Here is a 22142-nt window from a genome sequence, read left to right as displayed (position 1 = left end):
AAGGGGTCTGTAAGACCCGTTCAGCTATGTCCTGCCTTACAGCCCCTCCGCCAGCACCTCCGCCAGGTGTGCACCCCGGCCCCCCGCCAGCTGGGCGATCTGCGTGCGGCACGAGAAGCCGTCCGCCAGGACCACCGCGTCGCGCGGCGCCCCGCGCAGGGACGGCAGGAGCTGTTCCTCGGCGCAGGCCACCGACACCGCGTGGTGGCCCGGCTCGAAACCGAAGTTCCCGGCGAGGCCGCAGCAGCCGCCGCTGAGCTCCCCCGTCAGACCGGCCCGTTCACGGAGCCTGCGGTCCGCCGCGTCACCGAGCACGGCGTGCTGGTGGCAGTGGGTCTGGCCGACCACCGGCCGGTCCAGCCGGGGCGGCTGCCAGTGCGGGGCGTACTGCTCCAAGGTCTCCGCGAAGGTACGGACGGCCGCCGCCAGGCGGGCTGCCCGGGGCTCGTCGGGCAGGAGGGCGGGGAGGTCGGTGCGCAGGGCTGCCGCGCAGCTGGGTTCGAGGACGAGGACGGGCGCCTCGACCTCGCCCACCGCGTCCAGCGTGCGGGTCAGGACCCGGCGGGCCCGGTCGAGGCGGCCGGTGGACAGGTACGTCAGCCCGCAGCAGACTCCCGCCGGGGGTACGGCCACCTCCAGTCCCGCCGCGGCCAGGACCCGGACGGCCGCCCGTCCGGCCTCGGGGGCGAGGTACTCCGTGAAGGTGTCCGGCCAGAGGGTGACGGTGGCGGCGGGGCCCTGCGGGCGGCCCTCCCCACCCCGCCGCTTCCCGAAACCGGGGCTGCGCCCCGGACCCCGTGCCCCGCCCGTCCGCGCGACCGCACGGCTGCGCCGCCACCACCGCGTGAAGGGCTCCGCCGCCAACGGAGGCAGCCGCCGCTCCGGCGCCAGCCCCACCAGTCCCGCCAGCCACGCCCGCCCCGCCGAGCCCACCGACCGCCTCCCGGTCGCCAGCTCCGCCTGCCGAGCACCCACGCCCCCCGACCCGGCATCCCCACCCCCCGGCACCCCGCCGGCCAGCCGCCCCAGTCCGTTCACCAGCCCCGCCGCCCGTACCGCGGAGATCGTCCGGAGCCAGCGCGGCAGGCCGCCCAGCGTGTAGTGGGAGAGCGGCCGGATGCGGCCCGCCCAGTGGCGGTGCAGGAACTCCGCCTTGTACGCCGCCATGTCCACGCCCACCGGGCAGTCGCTGCGGCAGCCCTTGCAGGCCAGGCACAGGTCCAAGGCCTCGGCGACCTCCGCCGAGCGCCAGCCGTCCGGCAGGATCTCCCCGGCCAGCATCTCGTGCAGCAGCCGGGCCCGGCCCCGGGTGGAGTGCCGCTCCTCCCCCGTGACCCGGTACGAGGGGCACATCACCCCCGGCCCGCCGACCTCCGTCGTACGGCACTTCGCGACGCCGACGCACCGGGCCACCTCCGCCGCCTGCGGCGCGGCCATCGGCAGCACCGCGAAGCGGAGGTTCTCGTCGAGCCGGGCCGGCCGCACCAGCATCCCCGGGTTCATCCCGCCCGCCGGGTCCCACACCTCCTTGTACGCGCCGAACAGCCGCACCACCTCGGGCCCGTACATCCGCGGCAGCAGCTCCGCCCGCGCCTGCCCGTCCCCGTGCTCACCCGACAGCGAACCGCCGTGGGCCACCACCAGCTCCGCCAGTTCCTCCGAGAAGGCCCGGAAACGGGCCACCCCGCCCGCCGTCACCAGGTCGAAGTCGATCCGCACGTGCACGCAGCCCTCCCCGAAGTGCCCGTACGGGGTACCGCGCAGCCCGTGCGCCGCCAGCAGCGCCCGGAACTCCCGCAGGTAGGCGCCCAGCCGGGCCGGCGGCACCGCGCAGTCCTCCCATCCCGGCCAGGCCATGCCGCCCCCGGGCAGCCGGGTCGCCGTGCCCGCCGCGTCCTCCCGGATCCGCCACAGCGCCCGCCGGCCCGCCGGGTCCGCGACCACCACCGCGTCGAGCGCATCCGCCGCCCGCACGAGGGCGCGCGCCGCCCCCTCGTCCCGCATCTCCGCGAACAGCCAGGCGCCGCCGCGCGGCAGGGCCGACGCCGCGCCGCGCACCAGGTCCCGGGCCATGCCCTCCACCGTGAGCGGGGCGTAGCCGAGCAGGCCCGCGGCCGCGTCGGCGGCGGCGCTCTCGTCGGCGTACCCGAGCACCGCGAGCACCGGCGCGCGCGGCGCCTCCACCAGGCGTACGACCGCCTCGGTCACCACCCCCAGCGTGCCCTCGCTCCCGCAGAAGGCCCTGGCGAGCTGCACGCCCCGCTCGGGCAGCAGCGCGTCCAGGCCGCCGTATCCGGAGATCCGCCGGGAGAACCCCCCGGACATCCCCGTCCGCAGCACCGCCAGGTTCCCCGCGACCAGCTCGCGCAGCCCCTCGGGAGCCCCCGCCCAGCCGGTGCCGATCCGGTGGACCGCTCCCCCGTACGCCGCCACCTCCAGCTCCGCCACGTTGTCCGCGGTGGTGCCCCAGGCCACCGAGTGGGCGCCGCACGCGTTGTTGCCGATCATCCCGCCGAGCGTGCAGCGGGAGTGCGTCGAGGGGTCCGGGCCGAAGACCAGCCCGTACGGGCGCACCGCCTCCTGCAGCCGGTCGAGCACCAGCCCCGGCTGGACCACGGCGGTCCGGGCCGCCGGGTCCACCGACACCACCGCGTCCAGGTGCCGCGTCAGGTCCAGCACCACCCCCACCCCGGTGGCCTGGCCGGCGGTGGAGGTGCCGCCGCCGCGCGGGACGACCGGGACCCCGGCCTGCGCGCACACCCGCAGGGCGGCCGCCACGTCCTCGGCGTCGCGCGGACAGACCACCCCGAGCGGGACACGCCGGTAGTTCGACGCGTCCATCGTCACGAGGGCGCGCGCCGCCGCGCCGAAGTCCACCTCCCCGCGCAGCTCGGCCCGCAGGGTCCGCTCCAACTCCCCGGAATCCGTCACCCGTCCACCTTGCCCCGGACACGCGCGTCTCATCCGGTGGACGCGCCTCCGGGCCGCGGACCTGGACCGGATACGCTCCGCTCGTGGCTGAGATCCAGATTCCCGCTGACATCAAGCCCGCCGACGGACGCTTCGGCGCGGGCCCCTCCAAGGTGCGGACCGAGGCGCTGGACGCCCTCGCCGCCACCGGTACCTCCCTGCTCGGAACCTCGCACCGCCAGGCCCCGGTCAAGAACCTGGTCGGCTCGGTACGCCAGGGCATCCGGGACCTCTTCTCGCTGCCCGAGGGATACGAGGTGATCCTGGGCAACGGCGGTTCCACCGCCTTCTGGGACATCGCGACCGCCGGGCTCATCGAGCGGAAGTCCCAGCACCTCACCTTCGGCGAGTTCTCCTCCAAGTTCGCCAAGGCCGCGAAGCTCGCGCCGTGGCTGGAGGAGCCGTCCGTGATCTCCTCCGGGCCGGGCACGCACCCCGAGCCGGTCGCCGAGGCGGGCGTGGACGTGTACGCGTACACCCACAACGAGACCTCGACGGGTGTCGCGGCCCCCATCAAGCGGGTCGCGGGCGCCGACGCCGGTTCCCTCGTCCTGGTGGACGCCACCTCGGGCGCCGGCGGTCTGCCGGTGGACATCACCGAGACCGACGTCTACTACTTCGCCCCGCAGAAGTCCTTCGCCTCCGAGGGCGGTCTGTGGCTGGCGGCGTTCTCCCCGGCCGCCCTGGAGCGTGCCGCACGCGTCCACGCGTCCGGCCGGCACGTCCCGGAGTTCTTCTCGCTGCCGACGGCGATCGACAACTCGCTGAAGAACCAGACCTACAACACCCCCTCGCTGTCCACCCTCTTCCTGCTGAACGAGCAGCTGGAGTGGATCAACGGCCAGGGCGGTCTGGACTGGGCGACGGCCCGTACGGCGGCCAGTGCGCGGAACCTGTACGGCTGGGCGGAGGCGTCGAAGTACGCGACCCCCTTCGTCGTGGACGCCGACAAGCGCTCCGCCGTCATCGGCACGATCGACTTCTCGGACGACATCGACGCGGCGGCCGTGGCCAAGGTGCTGCGCGCGAACGGCATCGTGGACACGGAGCCCTACCGCAAGCTCGGCCGCAACCAGCTGCGGATCGCGATGTTCCCGGCGATCGACCCGGCGGACGTGCAGGCGCTGACCGCCTGCATCGACCACGTGATCGAGAAGCTCTGACCGGGAAGTCCTGAAACCCCGGCGGAGCCCCTGACCGGAAGGCCCTGACCGGAAGGCCCTGACCGGTCGGGACCCGCGTACGCAGCCCCCGGCGACCTCGGTCACCGGGGGCTCCGTCGTTCCCGGACCGCACGCGATACGGTCAAGACCTCGGCATTCGGTGAATGCAGTACAGCTTGGAGGCAGCGGCGTGAGCGTGCGAGTGACGGCGGCCCAGGGCGGCGCGGACCCCTTCGGCACGGCCCGGTTGCGGCGCGGGGTGCTCGACGCGTGGGGCGCGGGCCCGGCCCGGTTCCGGGAGGACGCCAACGCCGAGGAGGACCTGGCCCTCGGCGGCTACCGCGACCGGCTCGTCGTGGAGCTGGCGCAGAACGCCGCAGACGCCGCCGCCCGGGCCGAGGTGCCCGGCCGGCTCCGGCTGACCCTGCACTCCGGCGAGGTCGGGCATGCGGTGCTGGCCGTCGCCAACACCGGTGCCCCGCTGGACGCGGCGGGCGTGGAGTCGCTGAGCACCCTGCGGGCGTCCGCCAAGCGGGAGCCCTCCGGCCCGGGTGGCGCCGCGGACACCGTGGGCCGCTTCGGCGTCGGCTTCGCGGCCGTGCTGGCGGTCTCCGACGAGCCCGCCGTACTGGGTCGACACGGCGGGGTCCGCTGGTCCCTGGCCGAGGCCCGGGAACTGGCCCGGGAGGCCGCCAACGGCAGCCCCGGACTCGGTGACGAACTGCGCCGCCGCGACGGCCACGTGCCGCTGCTGCGGCTGCCGCTGCCCGCCGAGGGCAGCGCGCCCGAGGGCTACGACACCGTCGTCGTCCTCCCGCTGCGCGACGCCGCCGCCGAGGACCTGGTGCAGCGCCTCCTCGACGGCATCGACGACGCCCTGCTGCTGACCCTGCCCGGCCTGCACGAGATCGTCGTCGAGACCCCGGCCGACGGCACCCGTACGCTCCACCGCCGCACCGAGGGCGCGTACACCGTCGTCGAGGACTCCGCCGGCGGCACCCGCCGCTGGCGCACCGTCCGCCACAGCGGCCCCATCGAGCGGGCGCTGCTCGCCGACCGGCCGGTGGAGGAGCGGCTGCGGCCCGTCTGGACGGTGTCCTGGGCCGTGCCCGTCGACGCCGAGGGCGAGCCCCGCCACCCGGCCACCGCGCCCGTGGTGCACGCGCCGACGCCGACCGACGAGCCCCTCGGCATCCCCGCGCTGCTCATCGCGACGCTGCCGCTGGACACCGCCCGCCGCCACCCCGCGCCGGGGCCGCTGACCGACTTCCTGGTGGAGCGCGCGGCCGACGCGTACGCCGAACTGCTGGGTTCCTGGGACCCGGTGACCACCGCGCTCGTCGACCTCGTACCCGGGCCGCTCGGCAAGGGCCCGCTGGACGGGGCCCTGCGCGCGGCCATCCTCCGGCGGCTGCCGCGCACCGCCTTCCTCGAACCGGCGGCCCCCGCCGAGCACGCCGAGGAACGCACCGCCCTGCGCCCCTTCGAGGCCGAGGTCGTCGAGGGCGCGGGCACCGACACCGTACGCGTCCTGGCCGAGGTGCTGCCGACCCTGCTGCCCGCCGGGCTGGAGCGCCGCGCCGAGCTGCGCGCGCTCGGCGTGGGCCGGCTCCCGCTGGGCGACGCCATCGAGCGGATCGCGGGCATCGAGCGCACCCCCGAGTGGTGGCACCGGCTCTACGACTCCCTGGCCGGGGTGGACCCGGACCGGCTCTCCGGGCTGCCGGTGCCGCTGGCCGACGGCCGGACCACGATCGGTCCGCGGCACGTGCTGCTGCCCGACGCGGACACCCCGGCGGACCTGGCCCGGCTCGGCCTGAAGGTGGCGCACCCGGACGCGGCGCACCCGCTGCTGGAGAAGCTGGGCGCGCTCCCGGCGACCCCGCGCGCGGTGCTGACGACCCCGCAGGTCAGGGCCGCCGTCGCCGCATCCCTGGACGCCGGGGAGATCTGGGACGAGGACGCACTGGATCCCGACGAGCTGGCCGAGGTGGTGCTCGGGCTGGTCCGCGACGCCGATCTCGCCCCGGGCGACGAGCCGTGGCTGGGGGCGCTGGCCCTCCCCGACGAGGACGGCGGGCTCACGCCGGCGGGCGAGCTGCTGCTGCCCGGCTCCCCGCTGGCCGCCGTGATCCGCGAGGACGAGGTCCCTTACGTGGACGCGGAGTTGGCCGAGCGGTGGGGCGACCAGCCGTTGACGGCCTGCGGGGTGCTGGCCTCCTTCCAACTGGTCCGCGCCACCGACGTGGTCCTCGACCCGGACGAACTGGAGCCCCGCGAAGGGGACTTCGCCGAACCGGACGACGTCGGCCTGCTCGACGCGGTCGACGTGTGGTGCGAGGACGTGCTCGATCAGCTCCCGGACACCCCGCTGCCGCCGGTCGCCACCGAGATCGTCGCCGTACGCGATCTCGACCTGGTCGACGACGACTGCTGGCCGCAGGCCCTGGCCATGCTCGCCCAGCCCCCGCTGCGCGACGCCCTGACCCAGCCCGTACGGGTCCTGCTGCCGGACGGCACCACGCAGTCGGTGCGCCCGTACACCGCCTGGTGGCTGCGCGACCACCCCGTGCTCGACGGCCGCCGCCCGGCCGGCCTGCGGGCTGCGGGCGGCGACCCGCTGCTGGCCGGTCTCTACACCTCGGCGGACGCCACCGGCTTCGAGGACGAGCAGGTCCTGCGGGCGCTCGGCGTACGCACCACCGTGGCCGCCCTGCTGGACGAGCCCGGAGGCGCGGCCGAGCTGCTGGGCCGGCTGGCCGATCCGGACCGGGAGGTGACCGACCGCCAGCTGCACGCCTTGTACGGGGCGCTGGCCGATCTGGACCCCGAGCAGGTCACCCTGCCCGACGAGCTGCGGGCGGTGGTGGACGGCGGGATCCGGGTGGTGGACGCGGTCGACGCGGTGATCGCCGACGCCCCCGACCTGCTGCCGCTGACCGCCGGGCTGCCGCTGCTGCCCGTCGCCCCCGACCGCGCGGCCGACCTCGCGGACCTGCTGCAGGTGCGCCGCCTGTCGGATTCGGTCCCGGCGGAGGTCACCACCCCGGGTGAGGAGCACGAGGTCCCCGATTCGGTCCTGCTCCTGCTCGGCCCGGCCACGCCCCGGACGTACGTCGAGCACGAGGAGCTGATCGCGGGCGGCGTGGAACTCGACTGGCGGCTCACCGGGGACGGTGTGCTGCACGCCTCCACCCTGGAGGGCGTGGCGGCGGGCCTGGCCTGGTCGGCGAGGCAGTGGCCGCGCCGCTTCGAGGTCGCGGCCCTCCTGGAGGACCCGTCCCGCACGGCCGAACTGGCCCGCGACCGCTGGTTCGACTGACCCGTCCGGGGGTGGGCGGGACCCTACGGGGCCTCGGACGGGGTGAGCAGGGCGTCGGCCACCGCGGTCCGCGCGTAGAGCATGGAGCGGCCGTTGCGGTGCGCGGTGACCAGGCCCGCGTTCCGCATCGCCGTCAGGTGCTGGGACACCCCGGCCGCCGACAGTCCGCACTGCCGGGCGAGCTGGGTGGTCGAGGCCGGGGTGTCGAGTTCGGTCAGGAGCAGCGCACGGGAGCGGCCGATGACGGCCGCGACGGCTTCGACGGCGGCTCCGCCGGCGCGCGGCTCCCACAGCGTGCCGATCCCGCGGGCGGGATACGCCAGTTGCGGCGCCTCGCTCACCACCGTCCGGGTCAGCACGCGCGGCCAGGCGAAGACCGAGGGCACCAGGAGCAGCCCCGGCCCCGCCTGTTCCCGGGTCGGGTGGCAGTGCCGGCGGAGCAGGCGCAGGGTGCCCTCGTCCCACCGTACGGAGGCGTGCAGTTCGTTCAGGACGTGCGCGGAGCCGTGCTCGGCGACCTGCCGGGCCCGGTGGAACAGGTCGGCCTCCAGGAGCCGGCGGATACGGGCCCAGTACGGAGCGAGCGCGAGCTCCCAGTACGTCTCGATCTCCGCGGCCACCTTCTCCAGCGCCGCCTCCGGCTCCTCGTGGAGCTGCCGCAGACGGGCCCGGCCGGCTCCCCCCTTGGCCTCCAGGGTCTTCAGGTCCGCGCGTACCAGGTCGGCGGGGGTGCGGCGGATGACGGCCAGCTCGGCGGAAACGTCGGGGAACGGCCCGGCCGGAGTGGGGGTGAGGAAGTCGGCCAGGTACCCCCGGCCCGGGATCAGATCGGACAGCCAGCCCCGGTCCAGACCCGCGCGCAGCAGCCGGGGCCGCACCTGCCCGGCCCAACGGCGGTGCAGCAGCGGCTCGGCGGGGTCGCCCAGCAGACGGAAGCTGGTGACGACCTCCCACATCGGGGAGACCGCGAACCGGGTCTGCGCCAGGTCCGTCGCCGAGAAGCTCAGTCCCGATTCCCTGTCCACGGGGTCCCCGCCCTTCCCTGTCCCGGGCTGCGAGGCCCGTTGGATTCGGTCTGAGCTTAATCACTACGGTGCGGGGCGGGCCGGGGCGCAGGCTCCTCGCATGCCCACCTCCTTCCGCGGACTCCCGCGCACCGTCTGGACCGTCTTCGCCGGCACGATCGTCAACCGCCTCGGCCATCTGGTCACCCCCTTCCTCGTGTTCCTCCTGGCCGACCGCGGGGTCACCGGGACGCAGACCTCGTACGTCCTCGGCGCGCTGGGGGCGGGCAATCTGCTCGGCCCGGCGGTCGGCGGGCTGCTCGCCGACCGGATCGGCCGCCGCCCGACCATGCTCATCGGGCTGCTGGGGGCCGCGGCGGCGCAGGCTGCGCTGTTCCTCGCGCCGGGGGTGGCGACGATGGCCGCCGCCGCGCTGCTGCTGAGCACGGCATCGGCGACGGTGGGCCCCGCCGCGTACGCGCTGATGGCCGACGCGGTGGACGCGGAGCGCAGGCAGCGGGCGTACGCCCTGTTCGGCTGGGGCGTCAACATCGGCACGGCCGTCGCCGGGGTGCTCGGGGGCTTCCTCGCCGCGCACGGCTACTGGCTGCTCTTCGCGGTGGACGCCGCGACCCTGCTGGTCTACGCGGGCATCGTGGCGACCCGGCTGCAGGAGCCGCGGCGCACGGCGGCGGGCTCGCCCGGGGAGTCGGGCCCGGGGTACGGGGTGGTCCTCCGCGACCGGCTGCTCCTCGCGCTGCTGCCGCTCTTCGGCATCCAGCTGTTCGTGTACTCGCTGACCGAGGTCGCCCTGCCGCTCGCCGTCCACGACAGCGGGCTGCCGCCCGCCGTCTACGGGGCGATGGCGGCGGTCAACGCGGTCCTGGTCGTGGGGCTCCAGCCGTTCGTCACGGGCCGCCTCGCCCGGCTGCCGCAGCTGCGGGTCCAGGCGGCGGGCAGTGCGCTGATCGCCGTCGGGGTGGCGCTGACCGGCCTCGCGGACTCCGTCGCCGGATACGCGGCCTCGGTGGTCGTCTGGTCGCTCGGCGAAGTGCTCGTGGCCGGTATCGCGGCCTCGGCGGTCGCCGCCCTCGCCCCGGCCTCCGCCCGGGGCCGCTACCAGGGCGCCTTCAGCTGGACCTGGGGCCTCGCCCGCTTCGGCGCGCTCACCCTGGGCATCACCGTGTACGCGGGGATCGGCCCCGCGGCCCTGTGGTGGGGCGCCCTGGCCGCGGGCCTGCTCAGCGCGGCGGCGACCCTCGCCCTGAGCGGCCGCATCCGCGCCCGGGCCGAGCACGACCTCGCCGCAACGACCCTCGCCGCGTAGAAGACGGCTCAGGCGGGGAACCTGCGGTCCACCCAGTGGAAGACGAACTCGATGAGGGCCGCCGCCGAGGCGGCGGCGGCCACCGCGATCCAGGGCATCTGCGTGCCCACCAGCCTCAGCTGGAAGAAGTCCTGGAGCCACGGCACGACGAGGACGACCAGGAACGTCCCGCCCATCGCCCCGACCAGGGCGATCCGCCACCACGTGTACGGGCGGGCGATGATCGCCAGGATCCATGTGGAGACCAGGAACAGGGTGAGCGTCGCGGCGCTCGTCTCGGCCTTGAGGGCGTCGGCTCCGGTGTAGTGGTGGCGGGCGAGCAGGTACGTGACGAAGGTGGCCACCGCCGCGATCGCCCCGCCGGGCACCGCGTAGCGCATCACCCGGCGCACGAAGTGCGGCCGCGCCCGCTCCTTGTTGGGGGCCAGCGCCAGGAAGAAGGCCGGGACGCCGATCGTCAGGGTCGACAGCAGGGTCAGGTGGCGCGGCAGGAACGGGTAGTCCACGCCCCAGCACACCACCAGGATCGCCAGCAGCACGGAGTAGACCGTCTTCGTCAGGAAGAGGGTGGCCACGCGCGTGATGTTGCCGATGACCCGGCGGCCCTCGGCGACCACCGACGGGAGGGTGGAGAAGCTGTTGTTGAGGAGGACGATCTGGGCGACGGCCCGGGTCGCCTCGGAGCCCGAGCCCATCGAGACGCCGATGTCGGCGTCCTTGAGGGCGAGGACGTCGTTGACGCCGTCGCCGGTCATCGCCACCGTGTGGCCCTTGGACTGGAGGGCGCCGACCATGTCGCGTTTCTGCTGCGGGGTGACCCGCCCGAAGACGGCGTTCTCGTCGAGGACGGCGGCCATCTCGTGCGGTTCGGGGGGAAGCCGGCGCGCATCGACCGTGTTCTCGGCGCCCGGCAGGCCCAGCTTGCCGGCCACCGCGCCGACGGAGACCGCGTTGTCGCCGGAGATGACCTTCGCGTGGACCTTCTGGTCCTCGAAGTAGCGCAGCGTGTCGGCGGCGTCGGGGCGCAGCCGCTGTTCCAGGACGATCAGGGCGGTCGGCCGGGCCCCGGCGGCGACGGACGCGTCGTCGAGTTCGCGGGAGGCCCGGGCGAGCAGAAGGACGCGCAGGCCCTGCTCGTTGAGGTCGTCGATCTCGTCGAGGGCGGGGTCGCCGGCCGGGAGGAGGACGTCGGGGGCGCCGAGCAGCCAGGTGGAGTTCTCGCCGTCGCCCTCGCTGAAGCTGGCGCCGCTGTACTTGCGGGCCGAGGAGAACGGCAGCGACTCGGTGCAGCGCCACTCGGCGCTGTCCGGGTAGGCGTCGATGATGGCCTGGAGGCTGGCGTTGGGGCGCGGGTCGGACTCGCCGAGCGCCCCGAGCACCTTCTTGACGTACGGGGGCTCCGCGCCGCCGAGCGGGCGCAGTTCCGTGACGTCCATCCCGCCCTCGGTGAGGGTGCCGGTCTTGTCGAGGCAGACGACGTCGACGCGGGCGAGGCCTTCGATGGCGGGCAGCTCCTGGACCAGGCACTGCTTGCGGCCGAGCCGGATGACGCCGATGGCGAAGGCGACGGAGGTGAGCAGCACCAGCCCCTCGGGAATCATCGGGACGATGCCGCCGACGGTGCGGGCGAGGGAGTCCTTGAGGTTGGAGTCCTTCACCACCAGCTGGCTGATGACGAGGCCGACGGAGGTCGGGATCATCATCCAGGTGACGTACTTGAGGACGGTGGAGATGCCGGAGCGCAGCTCGGAGTGGACGAGCGTGAAGCGCGTGGCCTCTTCGGCCAGCTGGGCGGCGTAGGCCTCGCGGCCGACCTTGGTGGCGGTGAGGGCTCCGCCGCCGGCGACGACGAAGGAGCCGGACATGACCGGGTCGCCGGGCTTCTTCAGGACGGGGTCTGCCTCGCCGGTGAGCAGCGACTCGTCGATCTCCAGGCCGTCGGCCTCGCCGACGACCCCGTCGACGACGACCTTGTCGCCGGGGCCGAGTTCGATGACGTCGTCGAGGACGATCTCGGAGGTGGAGATCTCGGCGGTGCTGCCGTCGCGGCGGACGCTGGGTTTGGTCTCGCCGATGACGGCGAGGCTGTCCAGGGTCTTCTTGGCGCGCATCTCCTGGATGATGCCGATGCCGGTGTTCGCGATGATCACGTAGCCGAACAGGCTGTCCTGGAGCGGCGCGACGAACAGCATGACCACCCACAGCACGCCGATGATCGCGTTGAAGCGGGTGAAGACGTTGGCGCGGACGATGTCCACGGTGGAGCGGGACGAGCGTACGGGGACGTCGTTGACGTCGCCGCGGGCGAGGCGTTCGGCGACTTCCGCGGTGGTCAGGCCGCCGGGCCTGAACCGGGGGGCGGGCGGGCGGACGGGGTGCACCGGGTCCAGCTCCGCGCCCGCGTCGATGGCGGCGGAGCCGGAGCCTGCGCCACGGCCCGGCTCCGGACCGCCCGGTTCGATCCCTGCCCGCTGCGTCATGCTTTCGACGGTAAAGGGGGTTCCGCCCGTTCACCCGCCGAGATGGACGAATGTCCGACCTCAGGATGACCCGGATCGTCCCGTGGTCGGGGGCCGGGCGGTCCGGCCGGGCGGTCAGTCGGCGTGGGGCTCCCGGGCCGCCGGGTCGGCGTGGGGCTCCGGGGCCGCCGGGTCGGCGTGGGGCTTCGGGGCCGTCGGGCCCGACGCTTCCTCGTCCTGCGCGGCCAGCGCGGCGGCGTGCCGCTTGAGCGCCGCGTCCCGGCCGCGGACGTACCAGAGGCCGATCAGCCCGAGGAAGCCGCCGGCCGCACAGCACCACACCCACCACAGCAGGTCCCGGTCGGCGAACCAGCCGTAGAACGGGAGCTGGACGACGAACAGGGCGAACCAGAGGATCGTGCCGCCGGTGACGGTCGCGACGACCGGGCCCTCCAGGGGCTCCGGCGCCTCGTGCTTCGCAGTCCATTTCGCCATGCCCCCAGTTTAGGCGGGCCGTGGACGCCCACCCCCGGCCTCCCCCGGCCGCTGCTGTCTACGCGCGGAGATGGACGGGCTTTCGCTCATGTGTTCATACTGAAACGGTTTGGGCTTGGCCCATTTTCCTCGTAGGAACCCCCCAATGAGCGTTGAGGACCGTATGAGCACGTCGGCCCCCGCCCCCGCGGACACTCCCCCCGCCCCCACCCCCCGGGGCGCCTCCGGCCTCGACCGCTACTTCAAGATCTCCGAGCGCAGCTCCACCGTCGCCCGCGAGGTGCGCGGCGGTTTCGCCACCTTCTTCGCGATGGCGTACATCATCGTGCTCAACCCGATCATCCTGGGCAGCGCGAAGGACATGTACGGGCACCAGCTCGACGGCGGCCAGCTCGTCACCGCCACCGTCCTGACCGCGGCCTTCACCACCCTGCTCATGGGCGTCATCGGCAACGTCCCGATCGCGCTCGCCGCGGGCCTCGGCGTCAACACGGTCGTCGCCCTCCAGCTCGCCCCGCGCATGAGCTGGCCCGACGCCATGGGCATGGTGGTCCTCGCCGGCTTCGTGGTGATGCTGCTGGTCGCCACCGGCCTGCGCGAGCGGGTCATGAACGCGGTCCCGCAGGGCCTGCGCAAGGGCATCGCCATCGGCATCGGCCTGTTCATCATGCTGATCGGCCTGGTCGACTCCGGCTTCGTCTCGCGCATCCCGGACGCCGCCCACACCACCGTGCCGCTCCAGCTCGGCACGGACGGCCACCTGCACGGCTGGCCGGTGCTGATCTTCGTCGTCGGCGTGCTGCTGACCCTCGCCCTGTTGATCCGCAAGACCCCCGGCGCGATCCTGATCTCCATCGTCGCCATGACCGTCGTCGCGGTGGCCGTCCAGCTGGTCGCCGAGCTGCCCGACTCGGGCTGGGGCCTGACCGTGCCCGAGTGGCCGGGCAACCCGGTGGCAGCGCCCGACTTCGGCCTCGTCGGCCAGGTCAGCCTGTTCGGCGGCTTCGGCAAGGTCGGGGTGCTGACCGGCATCCTCTTCGTCTTCACCGTGCTGCTGTCCTGCTTCTTCGACGCGATGGGCACGATCCTCGGCGTCGGCGACGAGGCCAAGCTCATCGACAAGGACGGCAACTTCCCCGGCATCAACAAGGTCCTGCTGATCGACGGCCTGGCCGTCGCCTCCGGCGGCGCGACCTCCTCCTCGGCCACCACCTGCTTCGTGGAGTCCACGGCCGGTGTCGGCGAAGGCGCCCGCACGGGCCTGGCGAACGTCGTGACCGGCGCCCTCTTCGGGGTGGCGCTCTTCCTGACGCCGCTCGCCACCATGGTTCCCTCCCAGGCCGCGACGCCCGCCCTCGTGGCGGTCGGCTTCCTGATCCTGGCGGGCTCGGTCAAGGACATCGACTGGGGCGACTTCACCATCGCCGTCCCGGCCTTCCTGGCCATGGTGATGATGCCGTTCACCTACTCGATCACCAACGGCATCGGCCTCGGCTTCATCAGCTTCTGCGTGCTGCGGGCGGCGACCGGCCGCGGCCGGGAGGTCCCGGTGGCCATGTACGTGGTGTCGGCCGTGTTCGTCTTCTACTACGCCATGCCGGGGCTCGGCCTCACCTGAGCCCCGGCATCACGTCACCCCGTAGAACTTCTCCGTCTCGTCGACGGCCGCCTTGAAGCGCTCGTCGAAGTCATCGCGAATGAGCGTCCGGACCACGTAGTCCTGGACGCTCATTCCGCGTTTGGCGGCGTGAGTCCGGAGGCGTTCGAGCAGCTCCCCGTCTATGCGCATGCTCAGCACATGTGTCCCCATGCCCGAAAGGGTCGTGGCACGGGCCGTGGACGCGTGTCACTTTCCGCGGCCGACTCACCCGTATGAGTGATGCCCGCGTGACGCGGAAACCGGTGTTTCTTAGCGAGAGTAATGAGTTATTCTAAGTACATGCCCGACCTTGCCCATGGCGACGATGCTGCCGCCGTGAACGACCTCCGCTCCGCCGTCATGCGGCTGGGCCGACGCCTCAAGCACCAGCGCGTCGACGAATCGCTGAGCCCGACCGAGATGTCGGTCCTCGGCACCCTCGCCCGCTGCGGCCAGGCCACCCCCGGTGAGCTGGCCCGGCGCGAGCACGTCCAGCCGCCGTCGATGACGCGCATCGTGGCACTGCTGGAGGCCAAGGGCCTGGTCCGGCTGGAGCCGCACCCCGACGACCGCCGCCAGAAGGTGGTCAGCCAGACCGCGGAGGCCGAAGCGATGCTCGAAGAGAGCCGCCGCAAGCGCAACGCGTTCCTGGCCGGGCTCGCGGCCGAGCTCACCGAGGACGAATGGGCCAAGCTGCGCGAGGCCGCGCCCGTCCTGGAGAAGCTCGCGCACTTGTAAGGAACGACGCCAGGAGGCGAACGCTTTTGAGTACGGGAAACGGAGCAGACTCCGCACCCGGCCACATATCCACCTCTACCACTCGCTCCGCGGGCAGGAACCCGGCAGCCCCTCCCGGCGGCAGCCGGGGGATGTTCAGCTCGCTGAAGATCCGGAACTACCGGCTCTTCGCCATGGGACAGGCCGTCTCGAACACCGGCACCTGGATGCAGCGCATCGCCCAGGACTGGCTGGTCCTGTCCCTGACCGGCTCGGCCTCCGCCGTCGGCATCACCATCGCGCTGCAGTTCCTGCCGATGATGCTCTTCGGCCTCTACGGAGGCGTACTCGCCGACCGCCTCGCCAAGCGGCCGCTGCTGCTCGCCACCCAGAGCGCGATGGGCCTGACCGGCGTCGCCCTCGCCGCGCTCACCCTGGCCGGACACGTCCAGGTCTGGCACGTGTACCTGGCGGCCTTCCTGCTCGGCCTCGTCACCGTCGTGGACAACCCCGCGCGTCAGACGTTCGTCTCCGAGATGGTCGGCCCCGCCCAGCTCGCCAACGCGGTCTCGCTGAACTCGGCGAACTTCCAGTCCGCGCGGCTGGTCGGCCCGGCGCTGGCCGGTGTGCTGATCACCGCCGTGGGCTCCGGCTGGGCCTTCCTGCTGAACGGGCTGTCCTTCGCGGCGCCCCTCGCCGGCCTGCTGCTGATGCGTACGAACGAACTGCACCCGGTGCAGCCGCAGCCGCGGGCCAAGGGACAGCTGCGGGAGGGCCTGCGGTACGTCGCGGGGCGGCCCGAGCTGATCTGGCCGATCGTGCTGGTCGGCTTCATCGGGACCTTCGGGTTCAACTTCCCGATCTGGCTGTCGGCCTTCGTGGAGGACGTGTTCCACGGGGATGCGGGCACGTACGGCCTCTTCAACACGCTGATCGCGGCGGGCTCCCTGGCCGGCGCCCTGCTGGCCGCCCGGCGCGGCCACTCGCGGCTGCGCCTGCTGGTGGCGGCGGCGCTGGTCTTCTCGGCGCTGCTGCTGGTGACGGCGTTCGCGCCGGGGTTCTCGCTGTTCGCGGCGCTGCTGGTGCCGATCGGGATCTTCGGCCTGACGGTCAACGTCACGGCGAACTCCAGCGTCCAGATGGCCACCGATCCCGAGATGCGGGGCCGGGTGATGGCCCTGTTCATGATGGTGTTCACGGGCGGCACCCCGATCGGCGCACCGCTGGTCGGCTGGGTCACGGACACGTACGGGGCGCGGATCGGCATGGCGGCGGGCGGGGCGGTCTCGCTGGCCGCCGCCGCGGTGATCGCGGTGATCCTGTCCCGGGTGGGCAATCTCCGCCTGAGCGTGAGCCGCCGCGGGGTGGCCTTCGTCCCGTCCCGCCAGACCCTGACGACGGCGGCCTGACCGCCGCACCGGGCCGGTCCCTCGGGCCCGGCCCGGTGGGCCCGGTGGGGCCTGGTCAAAGAGGCGGCCCGCCCCTCAACGGCGCCGGGCCCCGGTCAACGACGGCGGCGGGACAGCAGCCGCTTCCCGGCCAGCACCAGCACCGTCCCCACCACGAGCACCGCCGCGCCCTTGGGGAAGCTCCCGCCCTGGGGAAGGCTCCCGCCCTGGCCCCCCGGAGCGGCGGTGGCCCCGGCCGACGGGCCGGCCGAAGGGCCGCCGGCGGCGGCGGGCGGCTTCACCGGGACCGCCACCACCCGGCTGCCCTCCCCCTCCGACCCGAACAGCAGCGCCGACCCGTCCGCCGCGTACGTCACCGACTCCGCCTGCCCCTGCCAGGGCGCGTCGACCCGCTCCCCCTCGCCCTGCGGCCGCCCGTCCTTCCACGGATAGGTGCGCGCCCAGAAGTACCCGCGCAGCGCGAGGCGCCCGCCGTCCGGGGAGAACGCCCCGTCCGTCACCCAGGGGACGTCCGCCACCCGCCGGAACACGTTCGCCCCCGACGCGGACAGCTGCTCCGGACCCTCGTACAGGCCGCCCTTGTCCTCGCTCTTGCTCGCGATGTAGACCCGCCCGGTGACCGGATGCACCATCAACGCCTCCGCGTTGCGCGGCCCGTCCGCGTAGCGCACGGTGAACTGCTCCGCCTTGACGGTGGCATCGGCGAGCTGCATCGGCTCCGGGAAGCGGTAGATCCACACGTGGTCCCAGCTGCCGTTCAGGTTGTCGCCGATGTCGCCGACGTACAACTGCCCGTCCGGCCCGAGCGAGATCGCCTCGACGTCGCGCGGTGTCCCGATCCCGGTCAGCGTCACGCGGGCCACCGTCTTGCCGGTCGCCGCGTCCACGGCGTACACGTACGGGCCGTCGTCGCTGTCGTTGTGCGTCCAGTACACGCCCGGGTGGATCCGGCTGGCCGCCAGCCCGCTCGACTCCCTGATCCGCGGATCGGTGATCGTGAAACCGGTGGCCCCCGCCCCCGGGGACTGCGCCGCCACCGCCGAACCCGGCAGCACGGCAAGGACGGTGGCGGCACACACGGCAACGGTCGACGGCAACAGGCGCATGCCCCAAGCCTGCCAGCCCCCCGTGCGTGTCCGGCATCACAGGGGCTCATGCCGCACGATCCGCGATGATGACCGGATGCGTTTCATGTTCGTCGGCGACTCCATGACCATCGGACGCGCCGGCGACTACACCTGGCGCTACCGGATGTGGCAGCACCTCAATGCCACCTTCGGCGGCCCCTACAAGATCGTCGGCCCGCGCAGCGAGGTCTACGACACCTTCGCGGGCGCGCCCACCAGCCACGAGTACGCCGATCCCGCCTTCCCCGAGCACGCCCGCCGCCACCTGGCCGGCTGGGGCGAGGGCTGGCAGCACATGGCTCCGCTCATCGGGCCCGCGTGCCGCTCCGGGAAGGCCGACGTCCTGCTCGTCTCCCTCGGGCTGATCGACCTCGGCTTCTACACCGCGGCCACCGAGACCGCCGCCAACGCCCGCCGCTTCATCGCGGAGGCCCGCGCTGCCCGTCCGGGCATCCGGATGGTGCTGCTCCCGGTCATACCCAACGTCCGGGCCGAGTCCGACGCGCCGTTCGCCGCCGAGGTCGCGCGGTTCAACGAGCTCCTCGCGAAGGCGGTCGCCGACCTGTCCACGCCCGCCTCCCCGATCCTGCTGGGCGCGCGGCCGCAGTCGTACGAGATCCACCACGACACCTACGACGGCACCCACCCCAACGCCTCCGGCGAGCACCGGCTGGCGGGCGAGTTCGCGGCGGTCCTGCACCAGGCCTGGGGCATCGGCGCCCCCTACCGCCCGGCGCCGTAGACACGTAACACCGCCTTCACCGGGGGGCCTTGCCTGGAGTGCACTCCAGGCAGTTGGCTAGTGCCCCATGAAGTACACACAGCTCGGACGCACCGGTCTCAAGGTCAGCCGACTCGTACTCGGCACCATGAACTTCGGGCCCCTCACGGGAGAGCCCGAGGGCCACGCCATCATGGACGCGGCCCTGGACGCCGGCATCAACTTCTTCGACACCGCCAATGTCTACGGCTGGGGTGAGAACAAGGGCCGGACCGAGGAGATCATCGGCACCTGGTTCGCCCAGGGCGGCCGCCGCCGGGACAAGACGGTCCTCGCCACCAAGGTCTACGGCGGCATGGCCCCCGAAGGGGAGTCCTGGCCCAACTACGACCGCCTGTCGGCGCTGAACATCCGGCGGGCCGTCGAAGCCAGCCTCAAGCGCCTGAACACCGACTACATCGACCTGTACCAGTTCCACCACGTGGACCGGAACACCCCCTTCGAGGAGGTCTGGCAGGCCGTCGACGTGCTGGTCCAGCAGGGGAAGGTGCTGTACGCCGGATCGTCGAACTTCCCCGGGTACAAGATCGCCCAGGCCAACGAGACGGCCGCCCGGCGCGGCTCCCTCGGGCTGGTCAGCGAGCAGTGCCTCTACAACCTGGCCGAGCGGCGCGCCGAGATGGAGGTCATCCCGGCCGCCCAGGAGTACGGGCTCGGCGTCATCCCGTGGTCCCCGCTGCACGGCGGGCTGCTCGGCGGCGTCATCAAGAAGGAGGTCGAGGGCGGGCGCCGGGCCTCCGGCCGCTCGGCGGACGCGCTGGCCAACAGCGAGGTACGGGCGCAGGTGCAGGCCTACGAGGACCTGCTCGACAAGCACGGCCTGGACCCGGGCGAGACGGCGCTGGCCTGGCTGCTGAGCCGGCCGGGGGTCACCGGGCCGATCGTGGGGCCGCGTACGGCGGAGCAGCTCGCCTCCGCACTGCGGGCGGTCGAGCTGGAGCTCTCGCAGGAGGTGCTGACGGGCCTCGACGGGGTATTCCCGGGGCCGGGGCCGGCGCCGGAGGCGTTCGCCTGGTAGCCGGTGGCCGGGCCGCGGGCTGGGACGGCGGCTACGGCGGCTGTCGCCAGTACGGCGGCTGCGGCGGGTCGGCTACTGGCCGACGGCGGCCGCCACGGCCACCACGACGAACATCAGCACGAGCACACCGGCCATCACACGGTTTCGGGTCTTGGGATCCACCCGTCGAGCCTAACCTGTGGCCGGCGGCTCGCGGTCAGCGGCCGAGCGGCCAGGCGGCGACGACCTCGTAGCGGGGCTGCTCGCCGGGGATCCCGCTGGTCGGCAGGTTGCTGCGGACCAGGCTCAGTTCGCCGACCTGCCAGGGACTGCCCTCGAAGCCCTTCAGGGCGTCCAGGTACGGGCGCAGGTCGGCGCCGCCGTGGCTGCGGCCCAGGGTGAGGTGGGCGGTGTACCGGCGGTGCTGCTCCATCGGCACCCCGGCCCGGCGGGCGGCGGCGTCGGCCCGCTCGGCGAGCATCCGCATCGTGTCGATGCCGCCGGCGGCGCCGATCCACAGGGCCCGGTCGCCGAAGTGTCCGCAGCCGTGCAGGCGCAGCGGGAACGGGTCGGTCCGCTCGGCGGCCCGGGCGAGCCGGGCCCGGAGGTCCGGCAGGACCGGGTCGCCCACCTCGCCCATGAAGGCGAGCGTGAAGTGCCGGCCCGCTTCAGCGGTCCAGCGGATCCGGTCGTCCCGGCCGGCCCGGCCCCGCACGGCCTCCACGGCCCTGCGCAGCTCGTCCAGCGCCTCCGGGGGCGGCAGCACCGCGGCAAACAGCCTCATGCCGCGGAGCCTAGCCGTCCCCGGGAGCCGGGGCCCGGCGGTCACGCCTCCGCGATCGGGATCTGCTGCGGCGGCGGGGACGGCTTCGTGCCGTTCACGGAAGCGCCGGGCGCAGCTGCGGGCCGGGGCGGCGCGGCGTCGGGCCGGGACATCGACGCCAGCAGTTGGCGGGCCAGGCCGAGGCCCGTGCCGCCCATCGTCAGCGCCTTCGCGAACATCTCCGACATGCCCTCGGCGCCGTTCAGCAGCACCATGTGCTCCACGTTTCCGAAGGCGCCCGCGCCCGCCTCCACGATCGCCGGCCAGTTCTCGGCGAGCTGCTGCGCGACCACCGCTTCCTGGTTCTCCGCCAGGGCCGCGGCCCGCGCCTTGATCGCCTCGGCCTCGGCCAGGCCCTTCGCCTTCGCGGAGGCCGCCATCGCGAGCCCCTTGGCCTGCGTCGCCGCCGCCTCGGCCTCGCCGGTGGCCCGGGTCGCCTTCGCGGCGGCGAGCCCGCGGGCCTCCGTCGCCGCGGCGTCCGCGGTCGCCGCCGTCGTCACCCGGGTCGCCTCGGCCGCCGCCGCGAGCTCCGTCTCCTTCGCCTTGGCCTGCGCCGCGGAGATCCGGGCGTCGCGTTCGGCCTCGGCCCGGGTCCGGGTCTCGTACGCCGCCGCGTCGGCGGGCTTGCGTACGTCCGCCTGGAGCTGCTGCTCGCGCCGGTGCGCCTCCAGTTCCGCGACCCGCGTCTCCTGGACGACGACCTCCTGCCGCGCCGCCGCCTCGGACAGCGGTCCGGCCTGCCGGGCGGTCGCCGCGGCCTTGTCCCGTTCGGCCTGGTAGCCGGCCTGGAGGATCTCGCTGTCCCGGGTGGCCTCCGCCATCCGGGCGAAGGCGGTCTGCTCGGCCTCGGTGGCCAATCGGTTCGCCTCGGCCTGCGCGATGCGCGCGTCCCGCTGGACGGCCGCGGCGTGCGGCATCGCCAGGTTCTTGATGTAGCCGGTCGGGTCCTCGATCTCGTGGATCTGCAACGAGTCGACGATCAGGCCGAGCTTCTCCATCTCCGTACCGCAGGCCGCCCGGGTCTGCCCGGTCAGCTTCTCCCGGTCGCGGATCATGTCCTCGACCGTCAACCCGCCCACGATGGACCGCAGATGGCCGGCGAAGACGATGTGCACCCGCTCCGGCATCATCTTCTGCTGGTCCAGGAAGCGGCGTGCGGCATTGGCGATCGACACCAGGTCGTCGCCGATCTTGAAGATGACCACGCCCTTCACCCTCAGCGGGATGCCCTGGTGGGTGACGCAATCCACGTTCAGCTGGGTCTCGTTGAGGTCCAGCGACAGCTTCCGCACCGCCTGCACCCCGGGCAGTACGAGGGTCCCGCGCCCGGTGACGATCCGGAACCCCATGCCCTCGCCGAGGCCTTCGGTCTTGTGCGTGGAACCGGAGATGACCAGTGCCTCGTTCGGTTCGGCCACCCGCCACATGAGCTTGAACAGGCCGATCAAGGCAAGAACTGCGGCGAGAACGATTCCCGCCACGACGCCGACAGACATCGGCAACGCCCCCTTATCGCGGTGCCGTTCGACACCGACGGGGCGATTTTGCGCCTGCCCGGGCGCGTGAAGAAGACGTCAGGGAATTCTTGTCGCCATCTTGATACGTACACGTCGCAGGGCCGTGCGGGGCCCGGCTCAGTCGTCGTACGCCGCCATCACGTACACCGTGCGCGGCGGCAGGTGTTCGACCACCGTCACCACCGTCCCGACCGGCAGCCGGCCCGTCCCCGGCGCCGGATACGCGAGGAAGTGCTCCGCGCCGCCCCGGATGCGTACGATCACCTCGCCGACGAGCCCCGGCCCCACCGTCCCGGTCACCCGGCCGTCCAGCCCCACCATGCCGCTCTCCCCCATGCGGCGAGCGTACGCCGCCGCGCCGGGGGAGGGACCGGCCGTGCGGGATCGACCGT

17 protein-coding genes are annotated in these 22142 nt (G+C 73.7%); 8 read left to right on the top strand and 9 right to left on the bottom strand.

Annotated features, from left to right (window positions below; all coding sequences use genetic code 11):
- Window positions 1-36: 36 nt before the first annotated feature.
- Complete coding sequence (locus tag AB0B01_RS08490) at window positions 37-2964, bottom strand: FAD-binding and (Fe-S)-binding domain-containing protein (protein WP_361714315.1); 2928 nt, start codon at window positions 2962-2964, stop codon at window positions 37-39.
- Between the two features lie 50 nt (window positions 2965-3014).
- Here AB0B01_RS08490 and serC point away from each other — a divergent pair, with 50 nt between their 5' ends.
- Both serC and AB0B01_RS08480 read left to right on the top strand, forming a co-directional pair.
- Window positions 3015-4133: a phosphoserine transaminase gene (gene serC, locus AB0B01_RS08485; protein WP_361714312.1), complete on the top strand. Its 1119-nt coding sequence runs from the start codon at window positions 3015-3017 to the stop codon at window positions 4131-4133.
- A 190-nt stretch (window positions 4134-4323) separates the two neighbouring features.
- Complete coding sequence (locus AB0B01_RS08480) at window positions 4324-7455, top strand: molecular chaperone Hsp90 (RefSeq protein ID WP_361714309.1); 3132 nt, start codon at window positions 4324-4326, stop codon at window positions 7453-7455.
- Between the two features lie 23 nt (window positions 7456-7478).
- On the opposite strand, the gene AB0B01_RS08475 is transcribed toward AB0B01_RS08480, so the two are convergent.
- Window positions 7479-8480, bottom strand: coding sequence for a DUF5937 family protein (locus tag AB0B01_RS08475; protein WP_361714306.1), 1002 nt, complete (start codon window positions 8478-8480; stop codon window positions 7479-7481).
- Between the two features lie 100 nt (window positions 8481-8580).
- On the opposite strand from AB0B01_RS08475, the gene AB0B01_RS08470 reads away from it, so the two are divergent.
- Complete coding sequence (locus AB0B01_RS08470) at window positions 8581-9786, top strand: MFS transporter (RefSeq protein WP_361714304.1); 1206 nt, start codon at window positions 8581-8583, stop codon at window positions 9784-9786.
- Between the two features lie 8 nt (window positions 9787-9794).
- Here the strand turns inward: AB0B01_RS08470 and AB0B01_RS08465 are convergent, their stop codons facing one another.
- Together AB0B01_RS08465 and AB0B01_RS08460 are read right to left on the bottom strand one after the other, a co-directional pair.
- Complete coding sequence (locus AB0B01_RS08465) at window positions 9795-12266, bottom strand: HAD-IC family P-type ATPase (RefSeq protein ID WP_361714301.1); 2472 nt, start codon at window positions 12264-12266, stop codon at window positions 9795-9797.
- Window positions 12267-12380: 114 nt separating this feature from the next.
- Window positions 12381-12740, bottom strand: coding sequence for a DUF2530 domain-containing protein (locus tag AB0B01_RS08460; protein WP_361714298.1), 360 nt, complete (start codon window positions 12738-12740; stop codon window positions 12381-12383).
- 163 nt (window positions 12741-12903) lie between these two features.
- Here AB0B01_RS08460 and AB0B01_RS08455 point away from each other — a divergent pair, with 163 nt between their 5' ends.
- On the top strand, window positions 12904-14358 hold the full coding sequence (locus tag AB0B01_RS08455) for an NCS2 family permease (protein WP_361714470.1): 1455 nt from the start codon (window positions 12904-12906) through the stop codon (window positions 14356-14358).
- Between the two features lie 9 nt (window positions 14359-14367).
- Here AB0B01_RS08455 and AB0B01_RS08450 read toward each other — a convergent pair whose 3' ends face one another.
- Window positions 14368-14550 carry a ribbon-helix-helix protein, CopG family gene (locus tag AB0B01_RS08450; RefSeq protein WP_361714295.1) on the bottom strand — a complete coding sequence of 61 codons (183 nt, stop codon included), beginning with the start codon at window positions 14548-14550 and terminating at the stop codon, window positions 14368-14370.
- A gap of 129 nt (window positions 14551-14679) precedes the next feature.
- Here AB0B01_RS08450 and AB0B01_RS08445 point away from each other — a divergent pair, with 129 nt between their 5' ends.
- Window positions 14680-15117 (top strand): MarR family transcriptional regulator, encoded by a 438-nt coding sequence (locus AB0B01_RS08445; RefSeq protein ID WP_356850709.1) that lies wholly within the window; start codon window positions 14680-14682, stop codon window positions 15115-15117.
- A gap of 26 nt (window positions 15118-15143) precedes the next feature.
- Complete coding sequence (locus tag AB0B01_RS08440; RefSeq protein WP_361714292.1) at window positions 15144-16505, top strand: MFS transporter; 1362 nt, start codon at window positions 15144-15146, stop codon at window positions 16503-16505.
- Window positions 16506-16600: 95 nt separating this feature from the next.
- Here AB0B01_RS08440 and AB0B01_RS08435 read toward each other — a convergent pair whose 3' ends face one another.
- Window positions 16601-17611 carry a WD40 repeat domain-containing protein gene (locus tag AB0B01_RS08435; RefSeq protein WP_361714289.1) on the bottom strand — a complete coding sequence of 337 codons (1011 nt, stop codon included), beginning with the start codon at window positions 17609-17611 and terminating at the stop codon, window positions 16601-16603.
- Window positions 17612-17687: 76 nt separating this feature from the next.
- Here AB0B01_RS08435 and AB0B01_RS08430 point away from each other — a divergent pair, with 76 nt between their 5' ends.
- A complete protein-coding gene (locus tag AB0B01_RS08430; protein WP_361714286.1) occupies window positions 17688-18374 on the top strand; it encodes a GDSL-type esterase/lipase family protein in 687 nt (228 codons plus the stop codon).
- A 67-nt stretch (window positions 18375-18441) separates the two neighbouring features.
- On the top strand, window positions 18442-19431 hold the full coding sequence (locus AB0B01_RS08425; RefSeq protein WP_361714283.1) for an aldo/keto reductase: 990 nt from the start codon (window positions 18442-18444) through the stop codon (window positions 19429-19431).
- A gap of 196 nt (window positions 19432-19627) precedes the next feature.
- On the opposite strand, the gene thpR is transcribed toward AB0B01_RS08425, so the two are convergent.
- The 3 genes from thpR to AB0B01_RS08410 all read right to left on the bottom strand — a co-directional run bounded on the left by thpR (window position 19628) and on the right by AB0B01_RS08410 (window position 22086).
- The gene (gene thpR / locus AB0B01_RS08420) at window positions 19628-20194 is read right to left on the bottom strand and encodes an RNA 2',3'-cyclic phosphodiesterase (RefSeq protein WP_361714280.1); all 567 of its coding nucleotides are present in this window, start codon (window positions 20192-20194) and stop codon (window positions 19628-19630) included.
- A gap of 41 nt (window positions 20195-20235) precedes the next feature.
- Window positions 20236-21735, bottom strand: coding sequence for an SPFH domain-containing protein (locus AB0B01_RS08415; protein ID WP_361714277.1), 1500 nt, complete (start codon window positions 21733-21735; stop codon window positions 20236-20238).
- A gap of 132 nt (window positions 21736-21867) precedes the next feature.
- Window positions 21868-22086: a hypothetical protein gene (locus AB0B01_RS08410; RefSeq protein ID WP_361714274.1), complete on the bottom strand. Its 219-nt coding sequence runs from the start codon at window positions 22084-22086 to the stop codon at window positions 21868-21870.
- Window positions 22087-22142: the final 56 nt, after the last annotated feature.

This window comes from Streptomyces sp. NPDC044571 (genome assembly GCF_040647115.1).
In the GTDB taxonomy this organism is placed as follows: domain Bacteria; phylum Actinomycetota; class Actinomycetes; order Streptomycetales; family Streptomycetaceae; genus Streptomyces.
This window is presented reverse-complemented; position numbering and strand designations above follow the sequence as displayed.

Bases quoted from the DNA above. Each gene is read 5' to 3' on its own strand.
- AB0B01_RS08470 (WP_361714304.1), top strand. From the start codon at position 8,581: ATGCCCACCTCCTTCCGCGGACTCCCGCGCACCGTCTGGACCGTCTTC.
- AB0B01_RS08445 (WP_356850709.1), top strand. From the start codon at position 14,680: ATGCCCGACCTTGCCCATGGCGACGATGCTGCCGCCGTGAACGACCTC.
- AB0B01_RS08460 (WP_361714298.1), bottom strand. From the start codon at position 12,740: ATGGCGAAATGGACTGCGAAGCACGAGGCGCCGGAGCCCCTGGAGGGC.
- thpR (WP_361714280.1), bottom strand. From the start codon at position 20,194: ATGAGGCTGTTTGCCGCGGTGCTGCCGCCCCCGGAGGCGCTGGACGAG.
- AB0B01_RS08450 (WP_361714295.1), bottom strand. From the start codon at position 14,550: ATGGGGACACATGTGCTGAGCATGCGCATAGACGGGGAGCTGCTCGAA.
- AB0B01_RS08465 (WP_361714301.1), bottom strand. From the start codon at position 12,266: ATGACGCAGCGGGCAGGGATCGAACCGGGCGGTCCGGAGCCGGGCCGT.
- AB0B01_RS08430 (WP_361714286.1), top strand. From the start codon at position 17,688: ATGCGTTTCATGTTCGTCGGCGACTCCATGACCATCGGACGCGCCGGC.
- AB0B01_RS08425 (WP_361714283.1), top strand. From the start codon at position 18,442: ATGAAGTACACACAGCTCGGACGCACCGGTCTCAAGGTCAGCCGACTC.
- AB0B01_RS08410 (WP_361714274.1), bottom strand. From the start codon at position 22,086: ATGGGGGAGAGCGGCATGGTGGGGCTGGACGGCCGGGTGACCGGGACG.
- AB0B01_RS08435 (WP_361714289.1), bottom strand. From the start codon at position 17,611: ATGCGCCTGTTGCCGTCGACCGTTGCCGTGTGTGCCGCCACCGTCCTT.
- AB0B01_RS08455 (WP_361714470.1), top strand. From the start codon at position 12,904: ATGAGCACGTCGGCCCCCGCCCCCGCGGACACTCCCCCCGCCCCCACC.
- AB0B01_RS08490 (WP_361714315.1), bottom strand. From the start codon at position 2,964: ATGAGACGCGCGTGTCCGGGGCAAGGTGGACGGGTGACGGATTCCGGG.